At 36.0% G+C, this 15,951-nt stretch carries 18 protein-coding genes; 9 read left to right on the top strand and 9 right to left on the bottom strand.

Annotated elements, in window-relative coordinates; genetic code table 11:
• Window positions 1-20: 20 nt before the first annotated feature.
• Window positions 21-359 carry a YppG family protein gene (locus ACK4M9_RS09640; protein WP_409849791.1) on the bottom strand — a complete coding sequence of 113 codons (339 nt, stop codon included), beginning with the start codon at window positions 357-359 and terminating at the stop codon, window positions 21-23.
• Between the two features lie 23 nt (window positions 360-382).
• Window positions 383-811 (bottom strand): Hsp20/alpha crystallin family protein, encoded by a 429-nt coding sequence (locus tag ACK4M9_RS09635; RefSeq protein WP_409849789.1) that lies wholly within the window; start codon window positions 809-811, stop codon window positions 383-385.
• A 186-nt stretch (window positions 812-997) separates the two neighbouring features.
• Here ACK4M9_RS09635 and ACK4M9_RS09630 point away from each other — a divergent pair, with 186 nt between their 5' ends.
• Entirely contained in the window at window positions 998-1,348 is a 351-nt protein-coding gene (locus tag ACK4M9_RS09630; RefSeq protein ID WP_409849787.1) for a phage holin family protein, read from the top strand.
• A 48-nt stretch (window positions 1,349-1,396) separates the two neighbouring features.
• On the opposite strand, the gene ACK4M9_RS09625 is transcribed toward ACK4M9_RS09630, so the two are convergent.
• Genes ACK4M9_RS09625 through ACK4M9_RS09605 form a run of 5 tightly spaced genes read right to left on the bottom strand, consistent with a single transcriptional unit; the run spans window position 1,397 to window position 4,454 of the window.
• Window positions 1,397-1,834 carry an OsmC family protein gene (locus ACK4M9_RS09625; RefSeq protein WP_409849785.1) on the bottom strand — a complete coding sequence of 146 codons (438 nt, stop codon included), beginning with the start codon at window positions 1,832-1,834 and terminating at the stop codon, window positions 1,397-1,399.
• 2 nt (window positions 1,835-1,836) lie between these two features.
• Entirely contained in the window at window positions 1,837-3,027 is a 1,191-nt protein-coding gene (locus ACK4M9_RS09620) for a vitamin-B12 independent methionine synthase (RefSeq protein WP_409849783.1), read from the bottom strand.
• A gap of 58 nt (window positions 3,028-3,085) precedes the next feature.
• Window positions 3,086-3,805, bottom strand: a complete 720-nt coding sequence (locus ACK4M9_RS09615) for a sulfurtransferase TusA family protein (protein WP_409849781.1) — start codon at window positions 3,803-3,805, stop codon at window positions 3,086-3,088.
• 12 nt (window positions 3,806-3,817) lie between these two features.
• Window positions 3,818-4,180 carry a DsrE family protein gene (locus ACK4M9_RS09610; protein WP_409849779.1) on the bottom strand — a complete coding sequence of 121 codons (363 nt, stop codon included), beginning with the start codon at window positions 4,178-4,180 and terminating at the stop codon, window positions 3,818-3,820.
• A 22-nt stretch (window positions 4,181-4,202) separates the two neighbouring features.
• Entirely contained in the window at window positions 4,203-4,454 is a 252-nt protein-coding gene (locus ACK4M9_RS09605) for a sulfurtransferase TusA family protein (RefSeq protein ID WP_409849777.1), read from the bottom strand.
• Window positions 4,455-4,609: 155 nt separating this feature from the next.
• Between ACK4M9_RS09605 and ACK4M9_RS09600 the strand changes: the two genes are divergently transcribed.
• On the top strand, window positions 4,610-5,245 hold the full coding sequence (locus ACK4M9_RS09600; protein ID WP_409849775.1) for a hypothetical protein: 636 nt from the start codon (window positions 4,610-4,612) through the stop codon (window positions 5,243-5,245).
• A gap of 256 nt (window positions 5,246-5,501) precedes the next feature.
• Here the strand turns inward: ACK4M9_RS09600 and ACK4M9_RS09595 are convergent, their stop codons facing one another.
• Window positions 5,502-6,197, bottom strand: coding sequence for an ATP-binding cassette domain-containing protein (locus ACK4M9_RS09595; protein ID WP_409849773.1), 696 nt, complete (start codon window positions 6,195-6,197; stop codon window positions 5,502-5,504).
• 237 nt (window positions 6,198-6,434) lie between these two features.
• Here ACK4M9_RS09595 and ACK4M9_RS09590 point away from each other — a divergent pair, with 237 nt between their 5' ends.
• A complete protein-coding gene (locus ACK4M9_RS09590; RefSeq protein ID WP_409849771.1) occupies window positions 6,435-7,502 on the top strand; it encodes a mechanosensitive ion channel family protein in 1,068 nt (355 codons plus the stop codon).
• Between the two features lie 47 nt (window positions 7,503-7,549).
• Here the strand turns inward: ACK4M9_RS09590 and ACK4M9_RS09585 are convergent, their stop codons facing one another.
• Window positions 7,550-8,095, bottom strand: a complete 546-nt coding sequence (locus ACK4M9_RS09585) for a methyl-accepting chemotaxis protein (protein WP_409849870.1) — start codon at window positions 8,093-8,095, stop codon at window positions 7,550-7,552.
• Window positions 8,096-8,817: 722 nt separating this feature from the next.
• On the opposite strand from ACK4M9_RS09585, the gene ACK4M9_RS09580 reads away from it, so the two are divergent.
• From ACK4M9_RS09580 to ACK4M9_RS09555, 6 genes are all read left to right on the top strand, one after another.
• A complete protein-coding gene (locus ACK4M9_RS09580) occupies window positions 8,818-9,078 on the top strand; it encodes a glutaredoxin family protein (protein ID WP_409849769.1) in 261 nt (86 codons plus the stop codon).
• A 174-nt stretch (window positions 9,079-9,252) separates the two neighbouring features.
• Window positions 9,253-10,527 (top strand): isocitrate lyase, encoded by a 1,275-nt coding sequence (aceA, locus tag ACK4M9_RS09575; RefSeq protein ID WP_409849767.1) that lies wholly within the window; start codon window positions 9,253-9,255, stop codon window positions 10,525-10,527.
• 247 nt (window positions 10,528-10,774) lie between these two features.
• Window positions 10,775-12,640 carry an electron transport protein gene (locus ACK4M9_RS09570; RefSeq protein WP_409849765.1) on the top strand — a complete coding sequence of 622 codons (1,866 nt, stop codon included), beginning with the start codon at window positions 10,775-10,777 and terminating at the stop codon, window positions 12,638-12,640.
• A 14-nt stretch (window positions 12,641-12,654) separates the two neighbouring features.
• The gene (locus tag ACK4M9_RS09565; protein WP_409849763.1) at window positions 12,655-13,791 is read left to right on the top strand and encodes an alcohol dehydrogenase catalytic domain-containing protein; all 1,137 of its coding nucleotides are present in this window, start codon (window positions 12,655-12,657) and stop codon (window positions 13,789-13,791) included.
• 188 nt (window positions 13,792-13,979) lie between these two features.
• Window positions 13,980-14,702 carry a 2,3,4,5-tetrahydropyridine-2,6-dicarboxylate N-acetyltransferase gene (gene dapD / locus ACK4M9_RS09560; protein ID WP_409849761.1) on the top strand — a complete coding sequence of 241 codons (723 nt, stop codon included), beginning with the start codon at window positions 13,980-13,982 and terminating at the stop codon, window positions 14,700-14,702.
• A gap of 90 nt (window positions 14,703-14,792) precedes the next feature.
• The gene (locus ACK4M9_RS09555) at window positions 14,793-15,911 is read left to right on the top strand and encodes an N-acetyldiaminopimelate deacetylase (protein ID WP_409849759.1); all 1,119 of its coding nucleotides are present in this window, start codon (window positions 14,793-14,795) and stop codon (window positions 15,909-15,911) included.
• Window positions 15,912-15,951 lie beyond the last annotated feature (40 nt).

Below are 15,951 nucleotides of genomic sequence, written 5' to 3'. Positions count from 1 at the left end.
TGTAAAAACTCATTCTCTCGTTACTTTTTTGGAGGAAATAAAGCTCCGATCTGTTTCATAATTGGACTAACTTGATTTACAGTTTTTATCATTTGGTCAAATTGATTAACCGCCTTTTGAAAGTCAAAACTCCCATCAGGGCCCGTAAACATCCCAGCCTGCTGGTTTGGTTGCTGTTGATGATTTTGTTGCTCTTGTCCTGTTGCTTGCCCCTGTTGGATAGGATGAGAGTATGGCATTTGTGGATAATACGGAGGCTGATAATTAAAGGGCTGCTGGTATTGATTTTGATAGGGAAAAGGGTGCAATTGCTGCTGTTGCTGATAAGGGAATTGTGGCTGCTGATTTCTATAAAACATGAAGTTCACTCCCTTTTGGTTAGTTATTCGATTTCAATTGTTCTTTTTTTATTTGGCATTGTAATTCTTAAGAGTCCGTCTCTGTAAGAGGCTTTAACATCCTTTTCAGAAATATAAAATGGTACCATGACTACTCTTTCTGTTTTTTGATATGATCTAGTACTACGAAAACTTTGTTGGATATCGTCTTTTTCCTCAATGATCTCTGCATTTTGAACACTTATCTTAATATGATTGCTATAAATATCTAAATCGATTTGCTCCTTCTTGACTCCAGGAAGTTGGGCTTCAATAATATAATGGCTTTTTGTTTCATATTGGTGTAATGGAAAACCAGACACAAATTGAAAATTGCGAAAAGCATTCTGAAAGAAACCATCGATTGATTTTAGGAAATCCGCTATCGGTAGTTCATTAAGTGGAGCTGGTAAGTTATCTTTCTTCTTACTCATCTTACAATCACCTCGGTAAAATATAATCCCATTTTCCATGGTATTCTCTGTTTATAGTATGTAAAGGCAAAAAAAATGTTTGGGCTTTTTGTTAGAGTATTCGTCCAAATTTCCAAGAAATGAAAAGAGTCTAGTCCCTTTTTAAGTTAGTATGAATATACTAGCAAAAAGAGGGTGATGTAATAAATGCTAACCGAAATGTTATCTCAAGTCGAAATTAGTGAACAATTGGCAATTGTTGTACCTGCGCTAATGATCATTGGTTATGCATTAAAGCGAACACCAAAAATTGCTGATTGGATGATTGTTTGGATTCTCCTAGTAATAGGAGTGATTGCAAGTGGGTTTACTTTAGGTTTTACAATAAGTGGAGTTGGAAATGGTATTATTGCAGCTGGGGCTGCAATTACAACGCATCAAGCTTATAAACAAACAAAAAATAGAGATAAAGCAGAATTAATTAGAGAGATTGTTGATGATAAACTTAAAAATATCGATGAAAATATGAGTAGAAAAAAAGATAAAAAAAGGAACTGAAATAAATAATTCAGCTCCTTTTTTTAAGATTAAGATAATGATTAATTTTTATGCTTTTGTCCAATGTGAATTGATATCAACACCTGCTGCTTTTAGTGTTTGGAAGATTGGGCAACGGGCATCACTTAGTTCACGAAGTTCTTGGATACGATCTTCACTTTCTGTTGTATTTAGTTTTGCTTCAATTTTAACCCATTCAAAATAAGTTCGAACACTGTTATCACCCATAAGTCCTCGTAAATCTAGTTCCCCAGTAACCTCGTACTCTATTCCTTGTAGGTTGAAATTGATTTCTTTTGCTACAAAGTTAGCAATAACATTTTCACAAGACACAAGTGCGCCTAAAAGAGTTGATAGTGGGTCTGGACCTTGATTCGTACCACCAAAGCTATCTGGCTCATCAATTGTAAAAGAGTGTTCCCCTGCAGTTAATTGTGTTTTCATTTTTTTGCTCACACCATTTGTTTTTACTGTAAGTTTTGACATTTCTACACCTCGCTTTTTTGTAGTAGCTCAACTCTTAATTGTTTTGCTGCTTCATTCATATTCCTAAGCTTTTGTTTTGCAATTTCTGGAGTGTTCATCGGTCTTTGAGCAAAAGTCCCAAAGCCACAGTCAGGGTTTAAATACATTTTGTCGATCGGGAAATATTTCGCCGCTTGTTTAACTCTTGCAACGATTTCTTCAACTGATTCTATTGTAGGTGTACGAGGGTTTACGACTCCTAAACCTAACTCTACATTTTCAAGCTTTGCTAGTTCTGTTAAGGCGTGCAATTCTCCTGCTCGAGGGGTAGCATATTCTAAAACATACTGGTCAACATTCATTTTTGCTAAGAAAGGCATAAGTGGATAGTATGGCCCACGAAGTAGCGTATCTTCTTGAGTACTCCAGTTGCCACGACAAACATGTATGCCAATTTTCGTGCCGCGATCACGCATGTTATCAGTTAACTTATTAATTAATCCTGTAGCAAAAGTAAGTTCTTCTTCTGAATCAGCTTTTGCTGTTAGGGCTCCACACATAAACGTTCGGTTTGCATTTTTTTGTGTAAATACAAGTTCTGTTAAGACCGGTTCATCAATTTGAATAAAGTCAACACCAGCCGCAATTAAATCTTCTATTTCTTCTCGTAATACTGAGACGATATCAACAGCCAAGTCTTCCTTTGTTGGATAAGCCTCTTTTGATAAACCATCGACCCACATAGCTCGTGTTAACAAGTAAGGACCTGGAATAGCGACTTTAATTTGTGCGCTCGTTTGTTCCTTTAAAAATTTATATTCATCAGTGGCAATCGGTTTCTTACGAGAAATTTTTCCAAAAGCAGCTGGGTTAGTTAATGAATATGCAGGCACATCTAATGTTCCAAGAATTTCTTCAAAGCTAGCTTTGTCCTCTACATATTCAAGTAAGTCTGCAACCGTTAACATTTTTACATTATCGATTTTGTCAGCAACGAATGAAATGAAGTTATCACGCCTTTGTTCCCCATCGGAAATAATATCAATGCCAGCTTCTTCTTGTCTTCTTGCACATTCAATAATTGCAACATTTGCAATTTGTTGAAAATCTTCCTCTGTAATTCGCTCAGCCCGAAGATCTCTTAATGCCTTAAGTACTTCACGTGTTCGTGGCCAACTTCCCACGATTGTAGTAGGTAAAAGCTTGCTAGTCAATATGGTTTCAACCCCTTAAAAAAATGTAATCGATGTAGAGAAACTTGTTATAAACTTGTTATAAGACAACTTGAAATTTGAGATTTATAGAAACGGAAGGTAGTAATGTTTGATAAATTGGTGACCGCTCTATTGTTGTTCGCCAAACATCTTCTAGATCACTTTCATCATTTGGAGATGTGACATAAAAGACGCCTGTTATCTCCTCTACTTTAGGGCTTCCATGATCTTCTAGCTCCATATGATATAGAATATTTTCAAGTTTTCCCTTTATCGTAAATTCCATTTCATCAATTACGATTTGACGCTTAGAAGCATGGGCTTTAAAGCCCACAACAAGGCATGAGCCAAGGGAAGTAAGGAGGTAATCAATGGCACTTGGTGCATCAACTTTCGGACTAAATTCAGCAGGTTGACCAGCAGTTAAGGTATGATTTCTAGAGAAGACTTTAGCAGAAAGCCCTTGTCCCTCTCGAACTCTTACACTCCATTGATAGCCCCGAGCAGCTTCTAAGTCCTCTTCAACTGATCCACTGCTTCCACCTTTGCGCACATAATAACTAGTATGTTGTTCATGCTTTTCGGAACCTAAAAACTCGTGCTCAACCATGCGACACCAAGCAGGGAGGTCATCAGCAACTGTTCTCTCTCTGCTTCGCACTTCTAAAAGTTGACCAGGCTCTAGTGGGTCCATACTTTTCTTAATAATAAGGAGCAGTCCAGAACCACAGTCTAAATCGCCGCCATCGCACATTCCATCTGGCTTTTGAAAAACCATTTTTAGTACCTCCTAGTATGTAATCGAAGCGGCACCAAGAGATAAAAATTCTACGACTTTCGCGCCGCCAACAATTGTTGCACCTTCTATTAAATTGTTCTCATCTAATTCACGCTTTTTGTGGCAAGGGCTACATACCCAAATGATTCCACCAGCTTCAACAAATTGATCCATTAATCCTTTTAATGGTGCAAACCCTTCTTCATGAACATCATCTGCATAACCTTTATCTGCAAGGTAAACACCATCAATATTCAAAAAGACAACTACTTCTTTACCAGATGCTACTGCTGCATTTGCAACGACGAAACCTACTGTTGCACGGTCTGTATCGTTTTTGCCGTTAGTTAAACTTACTAAAAATTTGTTTGTCATAATAATTCTCTCCTCTAAATAGTTAATTTTTTTGAATTACAAAATGGGTGATAAGTAAACCTTCTTCAAAAACTTCTAATAATGAGTGACCTTGCATCCGACACCAAGCAGGTATGTCTTCTTTGGCTCCTAAATCATACGAAATTACATGAATGATCTCTCCTTTTTGCATTTTTTTAACATTTAAGAAAACATTCATAATTAATTCACCACAACCTGCTTCACCAGCGTCATAAACAACATCAATTTGACCTTTATTATTTATTTTTATCACCACCATAAATAAAAGTTATAGTATTACTATGTAATTTTACTAAACTTTTCTTTTTTTGTAACTACGTTTTTAATTGAAAAATAAAAAACAGTTGTTTTTGGAATTAGAAAATTTATAGTATAATTATTTGGACAAAGAAAAGAGGAGATTTTTCGATGAATTTTTTTATGTTTTTAGCTACAGTTATTACAATTGTTGGATTATTTGGTCTTTATGATAGCATTCGATCGATTAAAAGAAATGGCGTTTTTCCTTCTGACCGAAAGTTGTACCGCTGGTTTGCTTTACTATTACTATTAGTTTTACCGGTCAGAAATTTTCAGGACCAACTTCAGATGATTAAAATAGGTTATTACATATTAATTCCTGTTGTCTTAATATGGTTGTTCTATGTTCATTTTCGAGATGGCAAAGCCTATATGGTTGTAGATATAGCAGAGGATGAGTTGATCGTTAAAATTGAGGATTGTTTTAAACAGCACAAAGTAAAATTAGTAAAAGAAAAAAAGTCACAAGGGAATTTTTTGTATAGGTACAAGCTTTCTGACACTGAGGCAACTATTGTCGTTAAGCAGTTAAAAGACATCTTAAATGACAAAGATCACTACTCCTATACTCTTACATTCAAAAAATGGTGGAGGCTACCAAATAGCGAAATTATTATTGAAGAGTTGTTGCGTAAGCTTCAGTTAGAACGCAAACCGTTACGTTCTAGAAAACGAAAAATGGTTGCCTTTAGTTATGGACTGTTATTTTTAGTAGGTGCTTATTTAGCGATGAATATCATTTAAATAAAAGTAGAAATAGCGGATTACTGTTAAGAACCTTCCGTTTCTAGTTCATCCGATTGTATTATTTATGTTTGGGAAAGTAATGGAAGAATATAGTTAAATACCAAAGTTACCAATATACATCTTTATGGTACTTGGTTTAGTTGGTGTTACGTTTGCTTTATTAGCTCTATAAACACAAAAAGTCTAACTTCGATTTATAGTTGAAGTTAGACTTTTTAATATACGAGTATAGTAAGCGTTTTCAAAAAAAAGGTCAGTGTAAAATACGTATATGGGGTTCTGTCTTTTCTATTAATTTCCCGTCTACAAGCTCTAGAATTCGATCGAAAAATTGCCCGCTTTCTGTTTCACCCGTAATAACTAATGTAAGTTGTTGCCTTCTTACGTAGTTTACAAGCACACTGTACAATTCATATTGTTCTTCATCATTTAACCCTTTTGTCAATTCATCTAATAATAAAAGCCTAGGATTCGACATTAAAATTCTAGCTATTGTAATTTTTAAACGGTCCAGCTTAGTTAAACTGTCAGGATATTTTGTAAGTTTTTCATCATTAATTCCAAGCATCGATAAAATAAACTGGGCCTCACCATTACATAAATCATAATCTGGACTATCCACTTCTTGGCCCATTAACAAATGCTGCTTCACACTTAAATATGGAATTAAGCAATCCTCACTTGTTAAAAATCCAATATGCTTCATACGCCAATCTGAACGCTTTTCAATGTCTAACAAGTTTGTTCCAAAGACTTCAATTGTTCCGTGATTAGGTGGTGTCATTGCAGCGATCATTTTTAATAATGTCGTTCTTCCACTACCATAATGACCGCCAATAAAGACGATCTCCCCTTCATGAACATGTAATGACAAGTCTTTAAATAAAATATTTTTTTGCTTTCCTGTAATATATTTCTTGGAAACATTATTTGCGGTTATCACATACACGCCCATCACCCCTCTCAATAATTAATAATATGATCTCTATATTTCTCCCATGTCTTTATTTAATCATTATTTAAATAGAAAATAAACACGAATTAAAGGAGAAAATCGAATATTGTATTAATTATTATCTTAATTCTGTTAGGTTGAGCTTGAGCTTAGTCTGTACTCCACCTGTTGCACAAAAGTAGTCACTAAGTATATGATTTATATAGGCGAAAATTATTAGGAGGAAGGCAAATGCTTGACAATTTATTATCTCGATATTCTTGGCTTGCGCAATGGGAAGATATCGGGATTGCTTTAGGTATTTTAATTATTTTTCACGTGTTTCGAAAAATCTTTACAAAGTATATTTATAAACTGTTATTACGTTTGGCGAAAAAGACGCCAACAGATATAGTTACGAATATATTCGTTGCCTTCGAAGGTCCTTTACGATTATTTTTTGTTGGAATTGGTTTCTATGTAGCTTTAATGTATTTACCATTAGAGAAAAATACAAACGAAATAATTATTCAAGTTTTTCGATCGTTTATTATATTTCTTGTTGGTTATGGACTTTTTAATTTATCGGCAGCTTCGTCAGCATTGTTTCAAAAGATTGGATTAAAGCTTGATGTCGAAGTAGATGAAATTTTATTACCGTTTCTATCTAAGCTTGCAAGAATAGTCGTTATTGCCTTGATGGTTAGTATTATTGCTGATGAATGGGGTTATGATATAAACGGTTTTGTAGCAGGTTTGGGCCTAGGGGGTCTAGCATTCGCGTTAGCTGCCAAAGACGCAATCGCCAACCTTTTTGGTGGCGTTATAATTATTACTGAAAAACCATTTTCAATTGGGGATTGGATCAAAACGCCAAGTGTAGAGGGGACGGTAGAAGATATTACATTTAGAAGTACAAAAATTCGTACCTTTGCGCAAGCGGTTGTTACTGTTCCAAACTCTACGTTATCTAACGAGCCGATTACGAACTGGACCAAGATGGGGAAACGGAGAATTTCATTTCATTTAGGTGTTACATATTCTACTCCTAAAGCAAATTTGGAAGCTTGTCTAACGAAAATAGAAAATATGCTTAAACTTCATGATGAAATTGATCAGGAAACAATATTCGTTCGCTTTGATGAATTTAATGAAAGTAGTTTAGATATTTTTGTATACTTTTTTACGAAAACGACTGTTTGGGGACAGTTTTTAGCTGTGAAAGAAGATGTCAATTTTAAGATCATGGAAATTCTCGAAGCAGAAGAGGTTTCTGTAGCATTTCCTAGTCGTAGTATTTATGTTGAGAAAGAAGCTTAAATTAAAAAAGGATGACAGTTAAATATGCCCTGTCATCCTAACCAAATTTATTTAATAAAGGATTTTAACCCCAAGATACCATCCTGCAATCTAATATCAACGATTTCTGCATCTTCAATATGTTGTAATATCATTCTATTTGCTTCGTCAAATGTTTCCTTGGTCATATGAATTTGTTCCATTACTTCTTTACTAAACGTTTGTTGTTTTTCGATTGAGAAGATTAATTCTTCAACGTTACCTTGAACTAAGCTAATAGCTCTAATGATACTGTCAATACTATTAGCAGTCTGGTCACTTAAAGTGATACCTTCATTTACAGCAACTAAGCTAGTTTGGGAGTCTTTTAACGCTTTTTCTGTATCTTGTTGCATATGTTTGATAAGCTCAGTAATGGAACGTGTACTTTGAGATGTATTTTCCGCCAACTTCCTTACTTCATCGGCAACAACCGCAAATCCTTTTCCATGTTCACCAGCTCTAGCAGCTTCGATAGATGCATTTAAAGCTAGAAGGTTAGTTTGTTCAGCGATATCGTTAATAACATTAACAATTCCTTCAATTTCTTTAGATCTAGAACCAACTTGTGACATACTTAAAGCTGTTTGTTTTGCTTCCTCACCAAGTCTATGAATAAGAGATTGAACTTGTTCGACAGCTTTTTGTCCTTCTTTTGATTTTATCTCCATTTCATTTGCAGACTGGATTAATGACCGCCCTTTTTCAGATGTTGCAACTGAATTATTACTAGCTTGGAGACTAATGTCATTAACAATAGTGAAGTGTTTTTTAATTTTTTCAACGAGGTCAGCTAAAATTGTATGCTGATTATTAACAGAATCGTGTTGGTCTAAGATCCCAGCTAAATCCTCATCCATTGTTTGTAAAAATGAATGAATAGCTTCGTTTTTTTCTTGTAGAGCCTTTTTTGTTACACTTAATTCTAAAGTTAGTTCTTCTTTTTCATTGAGTAAGTTCTTATAAGAACTTTTTAATACGATCATTCTTGATGCACCCCGATTTTCCTTAGTACTATAATGAGAATAATAATCAATTAATACCTTAAATATATTATAATATTATCATAACATAAAAGTTAATCGAGAATACTATAATTTCTAACATTATTACTGTTCTAATAGTGGGTTTTAGTTAGAGATTGAGAAGGTTATTTGCAGGATTTTGACATTTTTAATAGAATATCTTTTGAAGGATATTTTTGGCGGTTAAATTATAATAATAATTATTATTACTTTATATTTACTATCAATTGTTATTAAATACTGTATTTTACACTAATAGTGGAGGGATATTGATGTCTTCTGAAGTAATTGTATATAGTAGTACAGGCTGTCCTTACTGTGAAAAAGTAAAAAATCAATTAACTGAATGGGGAATTGATTACGAAGTACGAAATGTTTCGATACATAAGGAGTATTTTGATCAATTACGAGCAAATAAAGTTTACGGTACGCCTGCTACATATGTTAACGGTAAACTAATCTTAGGGTTTCAAGAGAAAAAATTCAAAAAAGCCTTTGGTATTGAGGACAAGGAAGCAAATACAGAAAGGTAAAACTACAATATTAAACAGCGTAAGTCGAGAAAGAGAATTGATCAATTCAATTCTTTTTTTTTATTTTAAAAAAAGGTTGCAAATATAAAACCTCTGTTATAGTATAATCTTATAAAAGTAAAACTGTAGTAAAACAGTTTGTTGAAACTATAAAAAACTAGGAGATGAGAAAAAATGAAAAAGTATCAAGAAGAAGTATATGAATTAGAAACAAATTGGCAAAGTGAAAGATGGGCAGGAATTATTCGAAATTACACTGCTGAAGAAGTAGTAAGATTAAGAGGTTCCGTCCAAATTGAACATACACTAGCACGGCGTGGTGCAGAGCGTCTTTGGAACCAATTACAGTCTATGGATTTTGTAGCCGCGTTAGGTGCATTAACTGGTAACCAAGCAATTCAGCAAGCGAAGGCAGGGTTGCAAGCGGTATACTTAAGTGGGTGGCAAGTGGCTGCTGACGCTAATTTAGCAGGACAAATGTATCCAGATCAAAGCTTATATCCAGCAAATAGTGTACCTATGGTTGTTAAAAGAATTAACCAAGCATTACAACGTGCAGACCAAATTCAACACATGGAAGGAAAAGATGAAATTGATTACTTTCTCCCGATTGTGGCTGATGCCGAAGCAGGTTTTGGTGGTCAATTGAATGTTTTTGAACTAATGAAAGGAATGATCGAAGCTGGAGCTGCAGCGGTTCATTTTGAAGATCAGCTTGCTTCAGAGAAGAAATGTGGACATTTAGGTGGAAAAGTATTAATTCCCACACAAACAGCTATTCGGAACCTTACAGCTGCAAGACTTGCTGCTGACGTCTCTGGTGTCCCAACTCTTATCATTGCAAGAACAGATGCGGATGCGGCAGACTTGATTACAAGTGATGTTGATCCATACGATCATCAGTTTATTACAGGTGAAAGAACACCCGAAGGTTTTTTCCGTACTAATGCAGGCATTGAACAGGCAATTTCGCGTGGGTTGGCTTATGCTCCTTATGCCGATTTAGTTTGGTGCGAAACATCAAAGCCTAGCTTAGAAGAAGCCAAAGCATTTGCTGATGCTATTCACGCTAAATTTCCAGGAAAGATGCTCGCCTATAATTGTTCTCCTTCATTTAATTGGAAAGCGAATCTTGACGAAGATACGATCGAGCGCTACCAAATTGAACTTAGTAAAATGGGCTATAAATTCCAATTTGTTACATTGGCAGGCTTTCACGCTTTGAACCACAGTATGTTTGAATTAGCTCACGCCTATAAAACTCGTGGTATGGGGGCTTATTCTGAACTTCAACAAGCAGAATTCGCTAGTGAAGCTAAAGGATACACCGCTACTCGTCACCAACGAGAAGTAGGAACAGGTTATTTTGATGAGGTTTCACAGGCAGTTTCAGGTGGGACATCTTCAACAACAGCATTAAAGGGTTCTACTGAAGTGTCGCAGTTCTAATTTGTTTTAAGCGTTATTAAACTCCATCTGAAGAGGCTGTCCGATAAGTCTCAGTTCACCTTTAAGTGCTATGTAGAAGTGTATGTTTGTATACGATCTAATCATAGTTGACGAGGTGACTGTAACTTGCTTTTCGGTTAGTCTCTTTTTTTCTTCCTTAAATAAATTTTTCCAACTTACACATGAATATTTATAATTTTAGTCAAACTAAGCGAGGAAGAATTTATTAGATTGGAGTTTATAAACAATGAAAAAAAGGACAATAACTATTATTTCACTATTAGCGGTCATCATTGTAGGTACAGTTCTATTTCGTTTTTTACATCTTGAATTCGCATTTGTTCCAGGTAATGAAGTAAGAGTCAATGATAAAGACCAAGGGGGACTATTTGGTGGTCAAGCAACTGAAGAAAATGAAGGGCAAGAGCAAATTGAATTAGGTAGAGAAATGTTTTATACAGAAACGTTTGGCAATGAAGTGTTTTTCACTGATATTATGGGATTATTTGATGGACCGTTTACTTTAATAAACATCGGAAAGGCGATTATGCAGTTAAACGGTGAAGGAACTTCAAATCTTCAAGTTGAAGCAGCAGAAGATTTTCAAGCAGGTGACATAACGATAAAAAAAGGGGAATTAATAAACACAGGACTTGATGTAGCAAAAGGGGGCATGACACCAATAGGTGTAAAATTTCTAGTAAGTGAAGGCCGTCTTAAAGCAGGGATTAGCTGTGCAATTTGTCATGCTTCTGTAGATGATCGTGGAAACGTCATTTCTGGTATCCCAAACAATGATTTAAATGTTGGTCTATCCCTAGCAATGGCTACCAATACAGCTTCTTATTTTACTCATGGGCAGTTGGACAGCTTAGAAGATTTTGTTTCAGAACATTATTTAGTCAAAGTTGAAACAGACAAAGGGAAAAAAGAACAGTTACCAGATCCTGATTTACTAGAAGCATATATTGATGAAGAACTAGTGAAATGGCCAATTGGTACTAATGATCCAACAATTAATGAAGATAACAATGCAGTGAAGTTCCCACATGTTTTTACAAAGGGAAATCACCCATATGGCTGGAGTGGTCAAGGTTTAATCGGTCCATTTAATGGTTTAAGTGCAGCGTTAAACAATGCCCATGGACAAAATATGGATGCGACAAGTCAAGCGCCGAAGAGTAAAGAAGTTTTGGATATTCATGAAGAAGTTTATTTAGGAACTGTTCTGCAACGTTCCCAATCTCCTAAATACCGCTGGGATCCGAAAAGTGGTGAAAAACCTTCGGAGTTTTTTAAGAGAGTAGATCCTACACCTGGTGCGCCTGGTGTAATTGAATTGATACCGACACCGAATTTTCCAAAAATGTCCTTTTTATCAACTGTTGGTGCATTTACTAGTTCGCCAGGGTATAAAGCGTGGGAGCAAGTGAATGCGATGGCTGCGTTTATGAATTCATTAGAGCCTCCAAAAACAGGTTTAAAAAAGGATCCAGAAGTTTATGCCGAAGGAGAGCGGGTATTTGAACAGGCTGGCTGTACAAGTTGTCATGGGGGGCGCTATTTTACCAATAATACATTAATCCCAGTCGAGGAAATAGGAACGAACCCAGCAAGAGCAAAAGCATTTCGTCAGGCAGAAAATTATTTTGATAAAGATGCGAAAATGTATGCAAAGGATACACCGGTTCCACTCCCTGATAAACCAAAGGTAATAGATGTCGAAATGTCTAAAGAAGAGCAAGAACAGCTAGAGATGGGCTGGGCGCAAGAGGGTTCAAACGGAGGTTACAAGACGATGGGCTTATTTGGTTTATACTGGACTGCTCCGTATTTACATGATGGTGGTGTTGCGGTAGGTAAAAAAGGGGAAATTGGTGTACCAAATACATTGCTAAAAGGGATCAAAGCAGACCCAGTGGAAAGTCTTCGTGCGTTAATTGACTCAAATATTCGTCAGCAAGTAATTGCAGCTAATGAAGAAAACGAGAAGCTTCGTACTGCAAATGTGACAGGAAGAGGACATGAAAAATGGGTAGATGAGTCGACAGGTTTTACAAAAGAACAGCAGGATGCGTTAATCCATTACCTTTTACAAATTACTGATAATTAAATGGGGCATTTCAAATGAAAGCAGTAACGTATCAAGGTGTTAAAAAAGTAAAAGTACAAGAAGTTGAGGAGCCGATATTAGAATATCAGGATGATATTATAATTCGGACAACAGCTTGCTCAATATGTGGTTCTGATCTCCATTGCTACCATGGTATGATCCCTAGCATGTCTAAAAATTATATAACAGGTCACGAAGTAGTGGGAGTTGTTGAAGAAGTTGGTTTGGAGGTTACAAAAGTAAAAAAAGGGGACAAAGTTGTTGTTCCCTTTAATATCGCTTGTGGAAAATGTTACTATTGCCGTAACAAATTGGAAAGTCAATGTGAGGTTGCAAATCGCAACTATGAAATAGGTGCAACATTTGGTTGTTCTCGACTTTATGGAGATTATCCAGGCGTTCAAGCTGAATTTGTACGAGTCCCCTTTGCTAATTTTGCACCGTTTCGTTTACCGGAACATAACGAACTTTCAGATGGAGAGCTTGTCCTATTGACTGATGCATTACCAACGGCCTACTGGGCGGTAGAACAAGCTGGTGTGAAAGCTGGAGATACAGTTATTATTTTAGGGTGTGGACCAATTGGCTTACTAACACAAAAAATGGCTTGGTTTAGAGGTGCAAAACGTGTAATTGCTGTGGATCATATTCAGACCCGACTACAACATGCACATAAAACGAACAAAGTTGAAATATATAATTTTAAAAAAATAAATGAGCTCGGAAATCTTCTAAAAGAAATAACACACGGTGGTGCAGATTCCGTTATTGATTGTGTTGGTATGAGTGGTAAGATTACGTCGGGCGAGCTACTCCAAAGCTTAGTCGGCCTTCATGGTGGCTCAATGGGGGCAATTACGATGGCAAGCCAATCAGTTCGTATCGGTGGTACAGTAGCACTTGTGGGTGTTTACGGAACAAGGTATAATGCGTTCCCTTTAGGAGATTTCTTTTCTCGAAACGTAACATTAAGAATGGGAATGGCACCAGTCGTTCATCTCATACCAGGTTTATTTGACATGTTATTGAATGAAAAAATAATTGTAAAAGATGTTATTAGTCACGAAATGCCGTTAGATGATGCTAAAAAAGCCTATAAGATGTTTGATGTACATAAGGATGAGTGTTTAAAAATTATTCTTAAACCTTAACAAAGCTTTTAATTAGATGAGCTAAATAAATGATTTTCGAGAGCAGAAAGTCGGGAGTATCCAAATTAAAGCAAAAACAATCGCATTTTGCTTGTCACTATCTAAACTTTTTGATAAAGTAAAGTATAAATTGTATATTAATACATAATTAAAAAGATAATGTACATAAGTATGGGAGGAAATAAACTATGAAAATGATGGATGCAAACGAAATTATTTCGTTTATTTCAAACAGCGTAAAGTCAACACCTGTGAAAGTTTATGTAAAAGGTAACCTAGAAGGAATTAATTTTGGTGAGAAGACAAAGACATTTATTTCGGGTTCAACTGGAACATTATTTGGTGAGTGGACAGAGATTGATGCAGCCCTAAAGGCTAATGCAGATAATATCGAAGACTATGTGGTTGAGAATGACCGTCGTAATTCTGCGATTCCTTTATTAGACTTGAAGAATATTAAAGCACGTATTGAACCTGGAGCAATCATTCGTGATCAAGTTGAGATTGGAGACAATGCGGTTATTATGATGGGAGCATCAATTAATATTGGTTCAGTTGTTGGTGAAGGAACGATGATTGATATGAACGTCGTATTAGGTGGAAGGGCTACTGTTGGTAAGAATTGTCATATTGGTGCTGGATCTGTATTAGCTGGTGTTATTGAACCACCTTCAGCTAAACCGGTAGTTGTCGAAGATGATGTGGTTGTTGGAGCTAACGCTGTTATCTTAGAAGGGGTAACAGTTGGTAAAGGCGCGGTAGTTGCTGCTGGTGCGATTGTAACTGAAGATGTACCACCAAACACAGTTGTTGCAGGAGTCCCTGCTCGTGTTATTAAAGAAATCGATGAGAAAACAAAAGGGAAAACTGAAATTAAGCAAGAACTTCGCCGTTTAAACGAAGATAGATAATATTAAAAATGCCTGCTAGCCTTTAAAGGCAGTAGGCATTTTTCTTTATAATACGTCAGTTACTGAATACTAAAAAAAGAGGTAGTTATTATGAATAATTCTCAATTCGTAAATGTAAGGAGAGACTTACATCAAATTCCTGAGCTTGGATTTGAGGAATTTAAGACTCAGCAATATTTACTATCGTTTATAAAAAAATTACCCCAACAATTTTTACAAATAGACACTTGGAAAACTGGTGTTTTTGTAAAAGTACTTGGGTCAGATTCTACAATGGTGATTGGATATCGTGCAGATATTGATGGTTTGCCGATGGAGGAAGAAACGAATTTAGCGTTTAAATCCCAGCATAAAGGGAAAATGCATGGTTGCGGTCATGATTTTCATATGAGCATCGCTCTTGGTGTACTATCTCATTTTGCAGCAAATCAACCAAAGCAAACATTGTTATTTATTTTTCAACCAGCAGAGGAAGGGCCTGGTGGGGCAAAACCGATGCTTGAGAGTGAATATCTAAAAAATAATCGTCCAAACATGATGATGGGATTGCACATTGCCCCTGAATATCCTGTTGGAACTGTGGCGACAAGAAAAGGGTTACTCTTTGCTAATACGTCTGAATTATTCATCGACTTTTTGGGGAAAGGTGGCCATGCGGCCTTTCCACATACAGCTAACGATATGGTTGTTGCAGCTAGTTATTTTGTCACACAAATTCAGTCAATTGTTGCTAGAAATGCCGACCCGCTTGATTCCGCAGTTGTAACTATAGGGAAAATAACTGGCGGTTCGAAACAAAATATCATTGCAGAACGTGCTAGAGTGGAAGGGACAATTCGAACATTATCGATGGATTCTATGGAGAAAATAAAGAAGAGGGTTTCAGCTATAGCTAATGGAATTGAGATAGGGTTTGAATGCAGTCTCTCGATCGACTTTGGTGCGAATTATTGTCAAGTTTATAACGACGAGAAGATAACGAAGAATTTTATGGACTTTGTTCAAAACCGAGATAATAGCCAATTAGTTGAGTGTCGAGAGGCAATGACTGGTGAAGATTTTGGTTATTTCCTAGCAGAAATTCCAGGGTTTATGTTTTGGCTAGGAGTTGACTCTACATCTGGTCTTCATTCAGGTTCGTTGAATCCTAACGAAGAGGCTATTCCATTTGCGATTGAACTTATAATCGATTATGTAAAAACGTTCTAAATTTAAAAGGTTGCCTATAAAAGAATAAGACAACAGAATA

Source organism: Anaerobacillus sp. (assembly GCF_046314235.1).
GTDB lineage: Bacteria > Bacillota > Bacilli > Bacillales > Anaerobacillaceae > Anaerobacillus.
Note: the sequence above shows the minus strand (reverse complement) of the source record. Positions and strands in the feature narration are given on the sequence as shown.